This is a genomic window from Leptospiraceae bacterium (assembly GCA_016708435.1).
Classification (GTDB): Bacteria; Spirochaetota; Leptospiria; order Leptospirales; family Leptospiraceae; genus UBA2033.
The window spans coordinates 481,630-497,930 of record JADJFV010000034.1; the positions used below are offsets into that span (position 1 = coordinate 481,630).

Annotated in this window: 13 protein-coding genes; 5 read left to right on the plus strand and 8 right to left on the minus strand. The window is 33.6% G+C overall.

Annotation, left to right across the window (positions count from 1 at the left end; genetic code table 11):
• Positions 1–23: 23 nt before the first annotated feature.
• From IPH52_24980 to IPH52_25005, 6 genes are all read right to left on the minus strand, one after another.
• Positions 24–1,448, minus strand: a complete 1,425-nt coding sequence (locus IPH52_24980; protein MBK7058242.1) for an insulinase family protein — start codon at positions 1,446–1,448, stop codon at positions 24–26.
• Between the two features lies 1 nt (position 1,449).
• Positions 1,450–2,784 carry an insulinase family protein gene (locus IPH52_24985; GenBank protein ID MBK7058243.1) on the minus strand — a complete coding sequence of 445 codons (1,335 nt, stop codon included), beginning with the start codon at positions 2,782–2,784 and terminating at the stop codon, positions 1,450–1,452.
• A 6-nt stretch (positions 2,785–2,790) separates the two neighbouring features.
• On the minus strand, positions 2,791–4,716 hold the full coding sequence (locus IPH52_24990; protein ID MBK7058244.1) for a FliM/FliN family flagellar motor switch protein: 1,926 nt from the start codon (positions 4,714–4,716) through the stop codon (positions 2,791–2,793).
• A 7-nt stretch (positions 4,717–4,723) separates the two neighbouring features.
• A complete protein-coding gene (locus tag IPH52_24995) occupies positions 4,724–4,945 on the minus strand; it encodes a hypothetical protein (GenBank protein ID MBK7058245.1) in 222 nt (73 codons plus the stop codon).
• Complete coding sequence (locus IPH52_25000) at positions 4,945–5,886, minus strand: hypothetical protein (GenBank protein ID MBK7058246.1); 942 nt, start codon at positions 5,884–5,886, stop codon at positions 4,945–4,947. The genes IPH52_24995 and IPH52_25000 overlap by 1 nt, the downstream gene beginning before the upstream one ends.
• 86 nt (positions 5,887–5,972) lie before the next feature.
• Positions 5,973–7,985: a methyl-accepting chemotaxis protein gene (locus tag IPH52_25005; GenBank protein MBK7058247.1), complete on the minus strand. Its 2,013-nt coding sequence runs from the start codon at positions 7,983–7,985 to the stop codon at positions 5,973–5,975.
• 649 nt (positions 7,986–8,634) lie between these two features.
• Here IPH52_25005 and IPH52_25010 point away from each other — a divergent pair.
• Complete coding sequence (locus IPH52_25010; GenBank protein ID MBK7058248.1) at positions 8,635–9,513, plus strand: hypothetical protein; 879 nt, start codon at positions 8,635–8,637, stop codon at positions 9,511–9,513.
• On the opposite strand, the gene IPH52_25015 is transcribed toward IPH52_25010, so the two are convergent.
• Positions 9,485–10,285, minus strand: coding sequence for a hypothetical protein (locus IPH52_25015; protein MBK7058249.1), 801 nt, complete (start codon positions 10,283–10,285; stop codon positions 9,485–9,487). The two genes, IPH52_25010 and IPH52_25015, sit on opposite strands and share 29 nt — an antisense overlap.
• Before the next feature lie 84 nt (positions 10,286–10,369).
• Between IPH52_25015 and IPH52_25020 the strand changes: the two genes are divergently transcribed.
• The 4 genes from IPH52_25020 to IPH52_25035 are packed head-to-tail and all read left to right on the plus strand — an operon-like array spanning position 10,370 to position 14,189.
• Complete coding sequence (locus tag IPH52_25020) at positions 10,370–11,362, plus strand: AAA family ATPase (protein MBK7058250.1); 993 nt, start codon at positions 10,370–10,372, stop codon at positions 11,360–11,362.
• Positions 11,359–12,264 (plus strand): hydroxymethylglutaryl-CoA lyase, encoded by a 906-nt coding sequence (locus IPH52_25025; GenBank protein MBK7058251.1) that lies wholly within the window; start codon positions 11,359–11,361, stop codon positions 12,262–12,264. Before IPH52_25020 ends, IPH52_25025 begins: the two co-directional genes overlap by 4 nt.
• Complete coding sequence (locus tag IPH52_25030) at positions 12,261–13,106, plus strand: TIGR02757 family protein (protein ID MBK7058252.1); 846 nt, start codon at positions 12,261–12,263, stop codon at positions 13,104–13,106. The genes IPH52_25025 and IPH52_25030 overlap by 4 nt, the downstream gene beginning before the upstream one ends.
• A gap of 9 nt (positions 13,107–13,115) precedes the next feature.
• Positions 13,116–14,189, plus strand: a complete 1,074-nt coding sequence (locus IPH52_25035) for a hypothetical protein (GenBank protein MBK7058253.1) — start codon at positions 13,116–13,118, stop codon at positions 14,187–14,189.
• Between the two features lie 219 nt (positions 14,190–14,408).
• On the opposite strand, the gene typA is transcribed toward IPH52_25035, so the two are convergent.
• A complete protein-coding gene (typA, locus tag IPH52_25040) occupies positions 14,409–16,214 on the minus strand; it encodes a translational GTPase TypA (protein MBK7058254.1) in 1,806 nt (601 codons plus the stop codon).
• Between the last annotated feature and the right edge of the window lie 87 nt (positions 16,215–16,301).

Genomic DNA, 16,301 nt, shown 5'->3' on the forward strand with positions numbered 1-16,301 from the left:
GTGGTTCCACTATCCCTTTTTTATTAGTTAACCTCTAGCGCCTTAATTTTTTTTAAAGACTTCAGGCTTTTTCTCAAATCCTTTCTATTTCCTATAATGATTATATGTGTTTGATCTGGCGTTATATGCTTATTAGCCGCTTGAAGCACATCTTCTTCTGTTACAGATTGAATTCCCTCTAAATATTTTTCGTAGTAATCAGAAGGCAAATTATAAAGAGCCGTTTTAATTCCGAATAGTGCAATTGTCGAAGGATTTTCGAGAGAAAGAGAGAACTGCCCTGTAAGATAATTCTTCACTAATTGTAATTCTTCTTTTTTTACTTTTTCTTTTCTAATTCGATTCATTTCAAAAAGAATTTGCTCGATGGACTTGCCCGTTAAAGAGCTTTCTGTGCTTAGATCAATAGAAAAATTTCCAATCCATTTATCAGGGCGCAGCGAAGAATACACTCCGTAAGTTAATCCGTGTTTTTCTCTTAAATTTTGATAGAGTCGAAATGTTCCCCCACCTAATAATGTATTCATTACAACCGCACTATAAATTTCTTTTTGCCCAGGTTTTAAATCAATATTATGACTTACTTTAATCACAGATTGCACAGAGTCATTTCTGTTTTTAAGGTAAATCTTTGTTTGTCGCGACTTCAAAAGTTTTGGTGCTTTAAATTTTGGAACTTCGCCCGACTGCCAATTTCCAAAATGTGTTTCCGCTAAAATCTTTGCATCTTCGAAACCAACATCACCGGATATTGCTAGATGAGCAATGTTTGGTTTAAAATATCGATTGTGGTAATTCTTGCAGTCTTTCATTGTTATCTGCTTTATTGATTTCTCCGTGGGAACTTCACTATAAGGATGGGTAGCCGGATAGAGTAGGGTTTTCGCGACATTATTCACCTGCGCATTTGGATCTTGTATATCAGATTGAATTTCGGAGAACATTTCGTCTTTTAGCTTTACAAACTCAGATTTGTCAAATTTAGGATTTTTTACTACATCACTCACAATCGCTAGGCTCTGACCCGAATACTTTAAAAGCGAACTTGCAAAGATTAAATTCTCATTTATACTAAAATCAACTCCCATAAAATCGAGTTCTTCATCAATTTGTGATTTATTTCGATTACCCGCTCCTCGTTTCATCAGTCTTGTGGTAAATTCTCCTAGTCCAGCTTTCTTATTCTCTAAATTCGGAAAATAATCCAAATATAGAAAATAAGAAATAGTAGGTAGTTTGTGATCCTCAATGACATAAACCTTTAAACCATTTTTTAAGGAAAAAGTTTTATACGCAGGTAAATGAATTCTTTTAAGTGTAGTTGACTTTGGGGGTAAATCCAAATTGTCTTCTTCGGCATTTAGTGAAGAAAACAAAGTGCAAAGGAAAAAAACGGAAAAAGCTATTATTAGAATTTTTCTTACTTGAATTGGGGTTTTATTATACATACTATTTCTTCTTAGGTGGTAGATAATTTAGAATTACTTTTTTATCTAAGGTAAAATACTTTTTGGCAACTCTTTGAATATCTTCCTTTGTAATAACTAGAATTTTTTCATACTCGGTGTTTATTACCCCTGCATTTCCATAAAAGGTTTCATATTCAGCAAGATTTTGCGCAATTCCTGCAAGATTTGCATTGGAATCAAATATGATTCTTTGCACACGGTTCTTTACTTTTTCTAATTCTCTTTCTGTGACAAATTCAGTTTGAAGACGAAGCAATTCATCATTTAAATTCCTTGGGACTTTTTTGTATGCATCGTCGTTTTTTGCGTAGCAAGTAATCGAATAAAGCCCGTTATCCTCCATAGCATTATAGTAAGATTCTAAATTTACTACTAGGTCATTTTTATTTTTTAAATTTTGATTTAACCTAGAACTCTCTCCGTTTGATAAAATTAAATCTATAAAAATGAACGGATAATAGTCATCTGTCCCTAGAGCAGGAGCATGAAATGAATACGAGAGAGCAGGAAATTCAACATTATAATAAACCGTTTTTGAAATTTCTTTCGCAAAAGGATTTTCAAAAATCTTCTCGCGCTGGATATTCTTTCCTGATTTTGGAATTCGTTCGAAATATTTTTTAATAAGTTTCTTTGTATCTTTGATTTTAATATCGCCTGCTATTACTAAGACTGCGTTTTCTGGCACATAAAATTTCTGATGAAAATCCACAAATTCTTGCAAGGTTGCTTTATCTATATACTGAGTAGAGCCAATTGGTAGCCAGCGATAGGGATGTTTTTTATAAGACATTTCATGTAAAATTTCTGTGAGATTACCATAAGGTTGATTATCTAGTCTTTCTCTTCTTTCTTCTTTAACTACTTTTCGTTGTGTTTCTAGACCGCTTGTATCTATTTCTAATTGTAGTAGCCTTTCTGATTCCATCCACAAAATAAGAGGAAGCTCGTTTGCAGGAAGAGAAGCATTATAATAAGTATAATCGAACGTAGTATGCGCGTTAGACTCACCACCTGCATTTAAAATCAATTTATCAAACTCCCCGCGTTTAATATTTTTCGTTCCTTCAAACATTAAATGCTCAAAGAAATGAGCAAAGCCTGTTCGGTTAGGAGCTTCATTTTTCGAGCCTACGTGATACATTACTCCTAACGACACAATTGGACTTGTATTGTCTTTATGTAAAAGTATTGTTAGACCGTTTTCTAATTTATATCTTACAAATTTGATTTTTTTACTTTCTACTGAATCGATTTGAGTAAATGCAATTAGAACCAAAAAGGAAACTGAAGACAGAATTTTTTTTTTAATCATTTTTATTTAATGTGTTTGGTTGGATTTTAATATATTATATATATCCGGAAAATTTTTCTCTAGAGAAGAAATCATCTTATCACGATTTGTCTTATCTGTCGAGTTTAAGATTTTTACAATGGAATCAAATCCTGGAACATTTGCATACGAATCTTGAACTAAAGAAGAAACTTTTTTTTCTAATATCTTTGCAACTTCTCTTGCTATTTCAGTGTTCGCCTTTTGCCCAATCGCAATCTTGGCAACTACATCAGTTTGACTGGTATCATTTAATAGCGGCAAAATAGATGCCGATTTTTCAGAGTTTAAAAAAGATAATATCATAGCAATCATTTGAGACTCTTCGTTTTGAATCAGTCCTGCAATTATGCTAGATTCGATTTTCTCTAAGAACTCAAAAGGATTTGAATTGGTAGAGCTAATCACAGTATTCTCCTGACGAGTATCAGATTCTTTGTCTAAATCAATTAAATCAGTAGTTTGCCTTTGCGCATAACTCATATTATTCACAAAGCGAACTCCAAATTTTCCAGTTTCAAGTGCGATAATTTCTCCAGGAAATGTCAGATCATATCCAACCACAATCTGCACTGGTTCAAAAATAGATTTATCTAATTCAATGATAGAGCCTTTGCTCATGTTGAGTAAATCTTTTATGGTAAGTTTTAACTTACTTAGAATTACTCGTATATCTGCCATCGGAATTTTTGTATGGCTTTGAATTTCTTCATTGTGTAAGATTTCCAAATTTCGATTGCCTGACTCATTTGGACTAGCTATGTCTTCAATCCAAATACCAAACTTTTCATTTGTTACCACCACTGTAGTCTTCGCAAAAATTATATTCTCAATAACCAGATACACTGGTTCATTCATGTCTTTATTTAATTCAATTACATTTCCGGGTTTAATATTGATTAGCTGATCAAGGGGTAATTTTGATTTGCCTATCTCAATATCTGCTTCTATTTCTAAATTCATTAACTCTAAATTTGCAAGATGAAGTTCATATTTAGATGGAATTACATTGTCTGTTAGATCAAATAAGAGAAGTTTTTCATTTTCCTTTTTAAGTGTAATTTCTTGCAGAGATTTATTAGAAAAAATTAAGGAGCCACGCTTACCTAAAAATTTTTCTATACTTGTATTTTTATAAGTTCTATCTTTAAAAGTTTTATAATCAAATATTTCATCTTCAAAGCGGACGTTCACTGGAAACGGAATAGAAGAAATAAGAGCATAGAGTTTTTCTTTCCTCTCCTTTTCTGCTTCATTTAACTTATAGCGCCTATCGATTATTTCATTGGAAAGGGAAACGAATATTTTAATCAAATTCGTTTCAATGTCCGATTTATCTGTTCTCTCTTTTATCGGTGTCAGCAAAAAAACTTTTTCTTCCTTGGAAAGATTATTTTGAATAAAGGAAGAAATTTCCTCCGATTCATTCTCGCTTAAATAGGTTTCCCTATTTTTCATAAATCGATTTAACTTAGATTCGATTGAGCGAATAATCCGATGATGGCTTTTAAGATTGCGCTTAACGTTCGGATTTAACTGAACTATGTAGTTTAGAATATTCTTCGCGTTATAAACGGAGAAAAGGAAATGAAAACGAAATACTTCATTGGCAGCAATGATTTCTAATTCTATTCTAAAATAATTTGAGCCTTCTGGTAAAATTAACTGGTCTGATTTTGTAACGAGGGCTTGGTACATCTCAGATGTCTTTACTTCACCAATCTTAAGAGTAAGGGCATCTGTAAAAGAACCTATAACAGAATAGAGCCAATCATTGATATTTTTTAAATGGTTCATTTTAGGAGACTCTATTTTATCAAGAGCCTTCACAATCTTTACTGTGGTATCATTGGTGAGCAGAATAGAGTATATCCCTTGAATTCGTCCAAGAAAATTTCCATAAAAACATTGCATGCCAGGTTTAAATTGCTTTCGAATTTTCTTTGCAGGAATACAAATTTTTAAAGTTTTCCATTTTTAAATTTTCGAGTATTTCAATAGAAGCTTCTCGCATCCAATAATCATTGTTTAAAACAGAAAAAGGATCTGCATGAATTTTATCAAAAAGAGGTTTCTCTTCCTTTCTAGAAGTTGCTTCTATCAGAGCCTCAATATCTTTAGCTGATAAGGAATCTTCTGACATTACTGAGCCTCAGCTGATCGCACAAAATTCTTAAAAATGGTTTTAAAGAAATGATTCGATCTAGTGTCCGAGGTTAAATGGATATTAACCTCATGGAAAATATCTTCATTCTCACCATTAGGTTGGATAAATACAGTGCCCGCTTGGAATTCTGAATAAGTTCTAATCAGGCAGGAATCTAATATTTTCCTTCTTCTTTCTTGTTGAGATATATCTTTATTAGCCTCATCTAGAAATTCTATATTTTTATTAGAGAACTTATGAATCACAGGCTCAAGGCTAGAGTAGGGAATGCAAATATTCATAGAATGCTCAACTTCCTTTAGTTTCACAAATATGCATACCTGTAAAATGATTTCACTAGAATAAAGCTTTTGTTGAAAAAAAGAATTTTTTTCGATTTTTTCTAAATTCGGTTTTATTAGAATAATAGATTGGAATGCATCTTTTAGAAAAGTCACGAGACTTTGCATTATATTTTGAACGATAGGTAATTCCAATTCTGTCAGTTCTCTTGACTGGTTTTGAAATTCTCCTTTTCCGCCAAGAAGCAAGTCTATCATAGAAAAAGTAAGAGCAGGCTCAAATTCAAAAATAGTAAATCCTAATAGTGGTTTCAAACTTACTATACCAAGTGTAGAATTTTCAGGGATTAGTTTCGAAAACTCTTCATAACTTAACTGATCTAAGGAGGCTATGTGACAGGAAATTGGTGACTCAAATTTTAAAGAAAGAGAAGGGGATGCAATTCGTGTAAATGTTTCAAATATATGTTGAAAAGATTTTAAGTGTTCCTTGGAAAATTTGTCCGGTTTTTTAAAATCATATGTGCGAATTTTTTTAGGAGCATTATTCGTATCCTCCTCCGACTTATCGGTAGTGGAATTCGAAATTGCTGTTAATAAGGCATCTAGCTCATCATTCGTGAGTATCTCATCCATAAAATCCTCTAAAAGTAGAAGTTTATGAAGCAGTGAATTTTCATACAGTAAAAAAAATGAAATTTTTAAAAAAAGAAAAACGATTTCTAAAGTTTAAAGAAATCAATTTTTCCTTTTAAGGAATCCGCAACTTTAGAAAGTTCGGAAGATTTCGTTGCAATTACCTGAGAACTTTCTGTGTTGGAATGTGAAATCTCATTAATATAAGTAATAGCTTTCACAATTTCATCAAATGCGATCTTTTGTTCTTTCGTAATCTGTTGAATTTCAGAAGCTCGGCTTTTTACAATCTCTGTTTCTTTTTCAACTAAGAATTTAGTTGTAATTTGTCTTTGCATAAATTCGAAAATGGAATTCATCTTTTCCACAATGGCATCTACACCAGAATTAATGCTATTTGTTTTTTTCATCATTACATTGACTGTATCAATTCCGCCTAGTATTTCTTTGTTGTTCTTTTTAATCAGAGAATCTATGTCTTTTACGCTAGACGCTGTCTGATCTGCGAGTCTAGAAATTTCTAAGGCTACTACCGCGAAACCTTTTCCTGCATGTCCGGCACGAGCTGCCTCAATCGATGCGTTAAGCGCAAGAAGATTGATTTTTTCCGATATAGTATTTATAATTTCAATAATATTTTTCATGTCCTTTGAGCTTTCTACAATTTGATTCATACTTACACTCATGGAGCGTAATGCTTCTTCGCCAGACATTGCTTCGATTGAAATGGCTTTCGTGTTGCCTAACGTTTTTTGAATCACAAGATTCATTTCTTCTATGATTGCTGAGAGTTCTTTGAGTTTATTGGATAAGGCATTCAAATTATCGAATTGTATGTCAGTGTGATTTGCAACTTCATCTACTCGCTCTGAAATTTGTTCGATAGAGGCAGTGATTTCTTCAATAGTAGAAGCTTGGTTTTGTGCATTAGCAGAATAGGTTTTCGTAGTTTTAGACATCTCGTTTGATGAAGATGCTATAACGATTGAATTTTCTTTCACCGATTTCAAAATTGTTACAAGTCTTTCTATGAGTAAATTGAAATTATCCGCAAGGTTTCCGATTTCATCCTTTGTCGAAACAGTTATTTTCTGATTAATATCACCTGAAGAAATTGAATTGAGCGCAGAAACTAAAACTTTAATTGGATCTGTAATTGAATAAGTTCCGTAATAAAATATAACAAATACAAAAAGAATTGATAAAATACAAACTCCAAACGTTCCAAAAGCAATTGTAGTGAGCGCACCTGTCATCTTAGATCGAGGAACTTCATATACGACACCCCAATCATTTACCTCAAGCGGTACGTGAACAATATCAATTAGCCCCCGATCACTCTCGTATTCCAATACAGAAATTTTTGAAGGGTCAGCCAAAATTGATTTTTCAATTTCCGAACTTGTATATTTTCCAATTGGTTGATTGATACCTTCTATATCAGCGGCAATTTTTACTTTGCCTGCATGATCGATTAGCCAAATTCTAGCATCGTAATTTGGATCTGTTGCAGTGAATTCTTTAGCGACTTGATTAAATCGAATTGAAACACCTGCAACACCAACAGGATTTTTTATATCACCCATCAGGACATTGATAAAAACATAGGTATCATTCTTTGAATCCGAATTAATATTAATTTGAGTTTTCTTTTCTATCTTAATAGTCTTATAAAACCAAGCATTATTTGGATCACCTGAATCTAAATAAATACTCTTACTAGAATTATTCTTCCAGTAATTTAATGTAAGTCTATCTGCTGCAAAGGCATAAGTATATTCAGAAGAAGTAATCGAACTATCTAGTTTCTGTCTTACTAATTCGCCAAGGAGATAATTTGATTCTGCCTCACGAAACCAACGGAGAATGGTTGGATCATTTGCAATTAGATTGGAGGTTTCAATAGCACGAGAAATGCGTGAGTCTACACGGTCAGCTTTCAAAGTGGCGATTTGAATTAAATCAGTCGATTTTAATTTCTTTATAATCGAAGATCTGGCCGTGAAATAGCTAATTCCTCCTGTCAGGGTAATGGCAACAGTCAGAGCAACTACAGCAAGTGTAATAAACTTTGTGCTAATTTTTTTAAACTGAATCATAATTAACCGCTACTTGCTTTTAAAAATTTCTATACTAATATGGCAATCAGAATTATTTTTTCTAAACCTTGAATTCTAAAATCACAAGACTAAGAATAATAATTTTACATACTGCAAAAGTCTTATACTCAATATCGGGTAAAAAGATATTTTTGGCAGAAAATAAAAGTTTTATGCCAAAATGGTATGGATATTAGATATGCTTAGGTCAGATTGGATTTTTGATTCATAATCCTGTAAATCTTGGTAATCGTGTCTAGAAAAATCTTTCTCCAAAAACCAATCAAGCTTGCAATACAATAAATGAATCTGCAAAAGCAAATAAAACATCGATTACTCAGTTTACAGAGTGCTTGGCTAAATTTCTTTTAAAAAGACAAAAACAGTTTCGTTCAAAATATATTCTTATGAACGAAACATGTAAAAATTTGAAGAAGAATTGAGAGTTTCATGCAAAGATACAAAGGGTTTAATTTGGTTTTAGGATTATTCATCCTGCAAATCTTGTTAATCCTGTCTAAAAAATCTTTCTCTGGAAACCAATCTAGCTTGAAAAAAAATAACATTCTGGAAATCCTTTACCGTTTTGCGCGAACCCTTATAGAAATAATGATTGAAACGGAATCATAATAAGCCGAATCTTATAACAATGAAACGTTTACTAATACTAGCTCTTGTTTATATACTAAGCTCACAAACCTTTGCCAATGACAAATCGCAACTTATAATGAAAGATTTTTTTGACACAGTTGTCAATTGGAGCACGCTGCAAATTTCGCTCAATGTCTCGCAAAAATTACCACGTGTTATTATCGATAGTGAGGATTCTGAATACGGAAAGGAAAATACCGCTTACAATATTTCAGAAGCACGAAATAAGAGTCTGTTAAAAGCAAAGGAAAAAATCAAAATTCACTTTGTTAGATCCATTGAATCTCTGAGGCTAAATGAAGAATTTACAATTTTGGAGAAGGTAAATAAAGAAGAAAAATTTAGAGAAAGATTCAATGAATTTTTCTTAAACGAATCAAGTGAAATAAAAGTGAAATACATTCAAGATGAAGTTCATGTAGAATCCCTTACAAAATTGATTGGTGCAAAAGGACTTTTAAACTATTTGGATGTGGAATATGATAAAGAAAATTTCCCCGAATTTCCAGAGATTGCAGTCTCCGAAGAATATTCAGGACTTATCATAGATGCAAGACATCTTGAGGCTAATCCATCTTTATTTCCTAAAATCTTAACTGACAAGGGTTTAGAAATATATTCTGCTCAACTTACAAACAAAAATTTTGCAATAGACAATGGATTTGTGATTTATATGAGTGATCCTATAAAAGCTATGAAACATCCTAGAATTGGGGCTAATCCTTATTTAGTTGTCGCAACTAACGCAACAGGAAAATTTAAAACACAATTAAGCATTCCTACAAAGGAAGCTGCTAAGATTCTTGCTTCGAAAGAAACTAGAAAGAATCTTAAAAAATGCAAAGTAATTATTTTATTGCGTAGGCAACTCTCTTAAATACTTCTTCTGCTTTCTTGAATTCAGAGTTAAATAGATAGGCAAATCCCAAATCTTTTAATTCTGAATCAGATAACACATCCTTTTTCTCAAACTCCGCGATTCGATTGATGATTGGTTTAAATTCTTGTTTCTTCTCATCATAGCTCGGCAATTCTTTTTTGCCTGGAATTTTACCAAAAAGGAATTGAGCCTCTTGGTATTTTCCAAGTGCATTGAGAGATAAACCAGCCTTGAGGTAGATATCGTAATTGGCATCTAGTAATTTATAAACTGATTTAAAATACTGAATTAATTCTAAATGCTTCTTTAATTGAAAGTAGCATTCAATTCTTTCTTTGATAAATTCATTTGGATTGCTTCCCTGACGCTTCAGGGATAAATCCATAAAGCTTAGGCAATCTTCATAAGCTTCCAATTCAAAAGAGACTTTTACTGAGAAGTTAATGATAATTAAACACAAAGGCGGGTTGTTTTTCTCAAGGTATTCTTTTACCTTTTGCAAAGCTAAAGATTTATTTCCCGAATAATAGGCGATATAAGCATTGACCAAAGGAGTAAATACTGATAAACCGCTATTGGAAAGCCCAACAAAATCCTGACTGGATCTAAATCCAAGCTCATACTTTGCCAGGATTGCTAAATGGTTTAAAAGCGCGCTAGAGGGATTTTCTTTCACCGCGTCCACCACATCCTCAAAAGATCCAACTTCAAAACTTTCCCATGTTTCTCTTTCCAAATTATTTGTTGAATATTTAGCTGATTGTATCATTATTAACCTACCTATCTATATATGAATCGGGATGTTTATTAATTTTGGTTATACTTTTTTTTAAGAAAGGAAGATACTTATAATATGGAAAAGCAAAACCATGTAAATGGAATTGTGCTCGGTAAATTTTACCCTTTACACAAAGGGCATATTTATCTAATTGAATCTGCATGTAAGCTAGTCGATTCACTGGAAATAATTGTTGGAACTCTTGAAAGAGAAGCGATTGCCGGAGATGTGCGATTCGATTGGGCAAAGAAAACATTTCCAAGTCTAAAAGTTCATCATCTAACAGATGAAAACCCACAATACCCTGAAGAGCATCCCGATTTTTGGAATATTTGGAAAACGAGTATTCGCAAGCTTATTCCTGGAAAAATTGATTTTGTATTTAGCTCCGAAACATATGGGGATGAATTAGCAAAACATCTAGGCGCGAAACATATCTGTATTGACTTAGATAGAAAAGCATTTCCAATTTCCGGAACCAAAATCAGAGAAAATCCTTTAAAATACTGGGAATTTTTATCACCTGCGGCAAAACCCCATTTTGTGCGACGAGTTGTTCTATATGGCCCTGAATCAACTGGCAAAACAACATTAGCCCGAAAACTGGCAGAGTATTTTAATACAAATTGGATTCCTGAATTTGCAAGAGAATACTTAGAAGAAAAAGATACTCCGGTGGAACTTTCTGATATCCCAATCATAGCAGAAGGTCAAATTCGAATCGAAGAAGAAGCCGCAAAAAGCGCAAATAAAATTCTATTTTGCGATACAGATGTGCTGATCACAAAAGTGTATAGCGAGCATTACTACAATACCTGTCCGGAGTGGATCACGGAAGCTGCGTATAATCGTAACTATGCGCTTCATCTATTGACGTATATTGATATCCCCTGGGTGGAAGATAAATTAAGAGATAGGGGAGATAGAAAAGAAGAAATGTTTGAACTTTTTAAATCAGAACTAGAAAAAGCAAAGCGTCCTTATAGATTAATTACCGGAAATTTTGAAGAGAGATTTCAAAAAGCAGTGGAAATCATAAAACAAGAAATTCTCATGGAAGAACCATGAAAGAGAAAATTAAAATCACCGAAGTCGGTCCGCGCGATGGACTCCAAAATGAAACAAAGGTCATTTCAACAGAAGACAAATCTCATTTTATAAACCTATTAATTGATGCAGGTCTAAAAAATATAGAAGTAACTTCTTTCGTCAAGGCTGATAAGATTCCTCAACTCTCCGACGCAACCGAGCTTTCTAAACAAATTAATTTTCAAAATGCAGAAATCGCATACTCAGCATTAACTCCTAATCTAAAAGGATACGAGGTAGCTATACAATCCGGTTTCAAAGAAGTCGCAATCTTTGGAGCAGCCTCTGAAAGCTTTACAAAAAAAAATATCAATCGAACGATTGAAGAGTCCTTGAGCGGTTTCAAAGAATTAACCGATAGGGCGCAAAAAGATGGAATCAAAGTCAGAGGATATATATCTACAGTAGTTGCCTGTCCCTATGAAGGTAAAATTTCACCCGACGTTGTAAATTCAGTTGTGTTAAGAATGCAAGACTTAGGAGTCTATGAAATTTCTCTTGGTGAAACAATTGGAGTTGCCGTTCCATCGGAAGTAGAATTACTTCTAAATGCTTTATTAAAAAAGAATAATGCGTCTTTTTTTGCAGGGCATTTTCATGATACTTATGTAATGGCAATTGCAAATGTATCTAAAAGTCTAGAGATGGGATTACGCTCATTTGACTCTAGTGCGGGTGGACTCGGCGGATGTCCCTATGCAAAAGGAGCAAGTGGAAATTTGGCTACCGAAGATTTAGTTTATTTTCTAGAATGTTCTAATTTTGAATCAGGGGCTAATCTTGATATACTCGTAAAGGCTTCGCAGTTTATGGAATTAAAATTAAATAAACCTTTACTCTCAAAAACCTATTTAGCTAGAAAGAAAATTCTAGAATTATGAAATCGGAAAGAGATTTTCTACAAAATCTGGCAAATAAATATTCTGATGCATCTTACCTAGCAAGTGATCCAATCGAATTTTGTTATCGTTATAAAACAAAGAAAGACATTGAGATTGTCGGTTTTATAGCGGCATTGTTTTCTTATGGAAATGTGCTTTCTATCAAACAACATCTAGAAAAGCTCTTTACCTTATTAGGCAAATCGCCATTTGCTTTTATAAAAGAAGGAGACTTTTCAAAAATCGAAAAAGAAATTCCTAAGTATAGATTTCAAACACATAAGGATAATCTAATATTCCTACAAACACTTTCTTCTATCTTAAAAGATAGGAACAGTTTGGAATCTTTGTTTCATTTAGAGAATAAAGAAGCTGTTTTAAATGAAAGAATTGTGAATTTCCAAAATCATTTTATCACAACAGTAAAAGAGATTACCAGCAAATTCAAATTAAGCTACGGACTTCAATTCTTGATTGGTTCTGGTATATTAGGATCTTCTAATAAACGGTATTGCATGTTTTTAAGGTGGATGGTAAGAGATTCATTTCCTGATTTTGGAATTTATAAATCAATTCCAAAATCGTCCCTACTCTATCCAACAGATGTTCATATCGTTCGACTTTCTAGAATATTAGGATTTTCGCATAGACGAACCGTTGACTTTCAATTGGCAAAGAGTATTTCCGATCATTTTAAAATTATAAATCCGAAAGACCCACTTGCCTATGATTTTGCTTTAAGTAGACTTGGAATTCTAAAGATTTGTAAGAGTAAATATGTTCCAGAAATTTGTGAATCCTGTGAATTAAAAAAGATTTGTAATATTTACAATTCCAAATAAAAAGCCTACATGGAAATACTTTTTTCGAAGTCTGAAATTCTCTGGCAAGAAACCCTATTCCCTCTATCTACCATTTTTTTATCTGTTGGATTATTGGTATTTGCCTTTGCAGCTTACCTTTTTTACACCTATAAATTTCGTTTTTCTTTTATTGGGTCCATCGTTTCGGTATTCATTACAGGGTTTGTAATTTGGAGTGGTAGCGGCACAAAGTCTGGCTTAAACCTAAAAATGAATACATTTACTAAGACGGCTATAGTAGCGGATAATCTTAGTAATTCGGAGTATAAAATCAACTTCGATGAGCTTGCCTCTTACTCCAAGCAAGAATACAAAAAGAGTGATAAAAATAAAACCGTGACCTATCATCAGTTTTTTCTTCATTTAAAGAATGGGGCTTATTTCAAATTAAAAGAATCAAACGATTTTTCAGAAATAAAGCTTCTAATGAATCAAATGCAAAAGGAATTGGATCTACCTGTAGCTTTTAATCATAAAGAAATTCAAAAGAATGCAAACGAGAAAAAGGAATTTGATAGTCGTGAAATCTGTGATTTTAAATTCGAAAAAATTCAAAAAGAAAAAACAGAAAGCACATGCTCTCTTAGCTGGAAAGCCAAAATGCCTAACTATCTCTACCCTATTCTTTGTATTTTTTTTCTAGCACTTCTGATTTGGATGGATTCAATTTTCATAGAAGGATTTTCAAAATCCCATTTCTACTGGCTAATCGGAATTAGTCTATTTGTAGTTCCTTTTGGTTTTCTGGGAATTCAAAGATTCAATGCAACGATACATTTAAAATTTGACAAAGATAAAATTTCTAGCTCTATTCAAAATTCAATTCTAAACAAAAACGCTGAAGCTAATATTAGTTATTCACAAATTAAATTTATTGATGCACAAATGGAAACAATGCAGGATTCTTTTGTGATTTCTCCCTTCAGTCCCGAGACTCAAATTTCCATTTCAGAGATCACTGATACAGAAAATTTATCACATTATCTTTCCTTCTCTGTTTATAGTCTACCTGTTGTTGACAAATTACGATTATGCGACTTAATCAAACTTGCTTTACATTAAATCAAAATTTTGGTTATACAACTTGTGAAGGATTTACAGTCATTTCGAACATCGCTCAATGCTGTCAAGTTAAGTGAAACCAAGAAGAAATTAACCGCGAAGGGCACGAAGAGCGCGAAGAAAAGATAAGTTTTAATAAACTCCTTCGTGAACTTCGTGTCCTTCGTGGTGAAAAAAATCCTTAACTTAATGACATTGTAAGCTGTTCGAGGTGACTTATTACTTACTAACTCTCTTTCTTAAAGTTCCGTCTAGGACTTTTTTGCGAAGTCTTAGAGATGCGGGGGTAACTTCGAGTAGCTCATCGTCATCTAAGAATTCGATGGATTGCTCAAGAGTTAATTTGCGCGGAGGAACTAAACGAATTGCTTCATCGGTTCCACTTGCACGAACGTTTGTTAGTTTCTTTCCTTTGCATGGATTTACTTCTAGATCGTTTTCTCTTTGATGTTCTCCGATGATCATTCCCGGATAAACAGAAACGACTGGATCAACAAAAAGTGCACCGCGCTCTTGAATCTTCCAGAGCGAATAAGCAGTAGTATCCCCTGAGTCCATAGAAATAAGGGCACCATTCTTACGACCTGGAATTTCTCCTTTAAAAGGACCATAATTTAAAAAGCGAGAGGTAGATACGCCTTCGCCTCTTGTTTCAGAAATAAAATATCCTCTAAATCCAATCATTCCACGAGTAGGAATTATGTATTCAATACGAGTGATTCCGGATTCGTGCGCATCCATATGAGTCATTTCGCCTTTACGACGATTGAGTTCGGAAATAATTTGACCGGTAAATCTTTCCGGCATATCCATAACTAATGTTTCATAAGGCTCAAGCTTTGATCCGTCTTCAGCGGTTCTATAAATAACTTCCGGTTTAGAAACTTGTAATTCATACCCTTCTCGGCGCATATTTTCAATTAAAATGGAAAGGTGTAATTCCCCTCTTCCTAAAATTTTAAAACGGTCTTTGTCATCTGTTTCTTCCAAGCGCATAGCAACGTTTACCTGCAATTCTCTATCTAGACGTTCGCGGATATTGCGGGTAGTCACGAGTTTGCCCTCTTTTCCAACGAAAGGAGAATTGTTTACCATAAAGAACATAGAAACAGTTGGCTCATCGACTGATATCGGAGGAAGTGGAAATGGTTGATTCAAATCACAAACAGTATCCCCGATAAATAAATCTGTTATACCGGCTAACGCAATTATATCTCCTGCTTCCGCAGAATCAATTTCATGTCGTTTTAAGCCTTCAAATCCATAGAGTTTAGAAATTTTATAATTTGCTTGTTTTGCGTCTTTCATAGTTACAAGAGTAATATCTTGTCCCTTACGAATCGTTCCCTGGTAAATCTTTCCAATCGCAATACGACCAACGTATTCGCTATAGTCTAGACTTGTTACTTGGAATTGAAGAGGAGCTTTTACGTCTCCAGTAGAAAGTGGAACATGCTTTATAACCATGTCTAAGAGTGGCTCTAGATTTTTTCCAGGAGCTTCTTCGATATGATTTACAGCCCAACCTAGCTTTGCAGAAGCAAATATAATTGGAAAATCCATTTGTTCATCTGTAGCACCTAAATCATGGAATAAATCAAATACCATATCTACAACTTTGCTTGGTCTTGCACCATCACGGTCAACTTTGTTCACAACTAAAATTGGTTTATGACCTAATTGGAGGGCTTTGTTTAGAACAAAACGAGTTTGTGGCATCGGTCCGTCAAATGCATCTACTAAAAGCAAGGAGCAATTTGCCATATTCAATACGCGCTCTACTTCACCACCGAAATCAGAGTGACCTGGAGTGTCTACGATATTGATTCTTGTGCCTTTGTATTGAACTGCTGTATTTTTCGCTAAAATTGTGATTCCACGCTCTTGCTCTAAATCATTAGAGTCCATCATACGTTCGCGATTTTCTTTTGATGTGATAGCACCTGTCTCTTTTAAAATCCCATCTAGTAAAGTAGTCTTACCATGGTCGACGTGTGCGATGATACAAATATTTCTTATTTCCATGACTACCATAAATTTCGAGAAAGGTTTGCTGTCGATACATTTCGTCTTGACTCCTAGCTAGGATGTTAAAATGTGGAATTTACTACT

Bases quoted from the DNA above. Each gene is read 5' to 3' on its own strand.
- IPH52_25025 (MBK7058251.1), top strand. From the start codon at position 11,359: ATGAAAGAGAAAATTAAAATCACCGAAGTCGGTCCGCGCGATGGACTC.
- IPH52_25030 (MBK7058252.1), top strand. From the start codon at position 12,261: ATGAAATCGGAAAGAGATTTTCTACAAAATCTGGCAAATAAATATTCT.
- IPH52_25000 (MBK7058246.1), bottom strand. From the start codon at position 5,886: ATGGATGAGATACTCACGAATGATGAGCTAGATGCCTTATTAACAGCA.
- IPH52_24985 (MBK7058243.1), bottom strand. From the start codon at position 2,784: ATGATTAAAAAAAAAATTCTGTCTTCAGTTTCCTTTTTGGTTCTAATT.
- IPH52_25035 (MBK7058253.1), top strand. From the start codon at position 13,116: ATGGAAATACTTTTTTCGAAGTCTGAAATTCTCTGGCAAGAAACCCTA.
- IPH52_24995 (MBK7058245.1), bottom strand. From the start codon at position 4,945: ATGTCAGAAGATTCCTTATCAGCTAAAGATATTGAGGCTCTGATAGAA.
- IPH52_25020 (MBK7058250.1), top strand. From the start codon at position 10,370: ATGGAAAAGCAAAACCATGTAAATGGAATTGTGCTCGGTAAATTTTAC.
- IPH52_25015 (MBK7058249.1), bottom strand. From the start codon at position 10,285: ATGATACAATCAGCTAAATATTCAACAAATAATTTGGAAAGAGAAACA.
- IPH52_25010 (MBK7058248.1), top strand. From the start codon at position 8,635: ATGAAACGTTTACTAATACTAGCTCTTGTTTATATACTAAGCTCACAA.
- IPH52_25005 (MBK7058247.1), bottom strand. From the start codon at position 7,985: ATGATTCAGTTTAAAAAAATTAGCACAAAGTTTATTACACTTGCTGTA.
- IPH52_24990 (MBK7058244.1), bottom strand. From the start codon at position 4,716: ATGCAATGTTTTTATGGAAATTTTCTTGGACGAATTCAAGGGATATAC.
- typA (MBK7058254.1), bottom strand. From the start codon at position 16,214: ATGGAAATAAGAAATATTTGTATCATCGCACACGTCGACCATGGTAAG.
- IPH52_24980 (MBK7058242.1), bottom strand. From the start codon at position 1,448: ATGTATAATAAAACCCCAATTCAAGTAAGAAAAATTCTAATAATAGCT.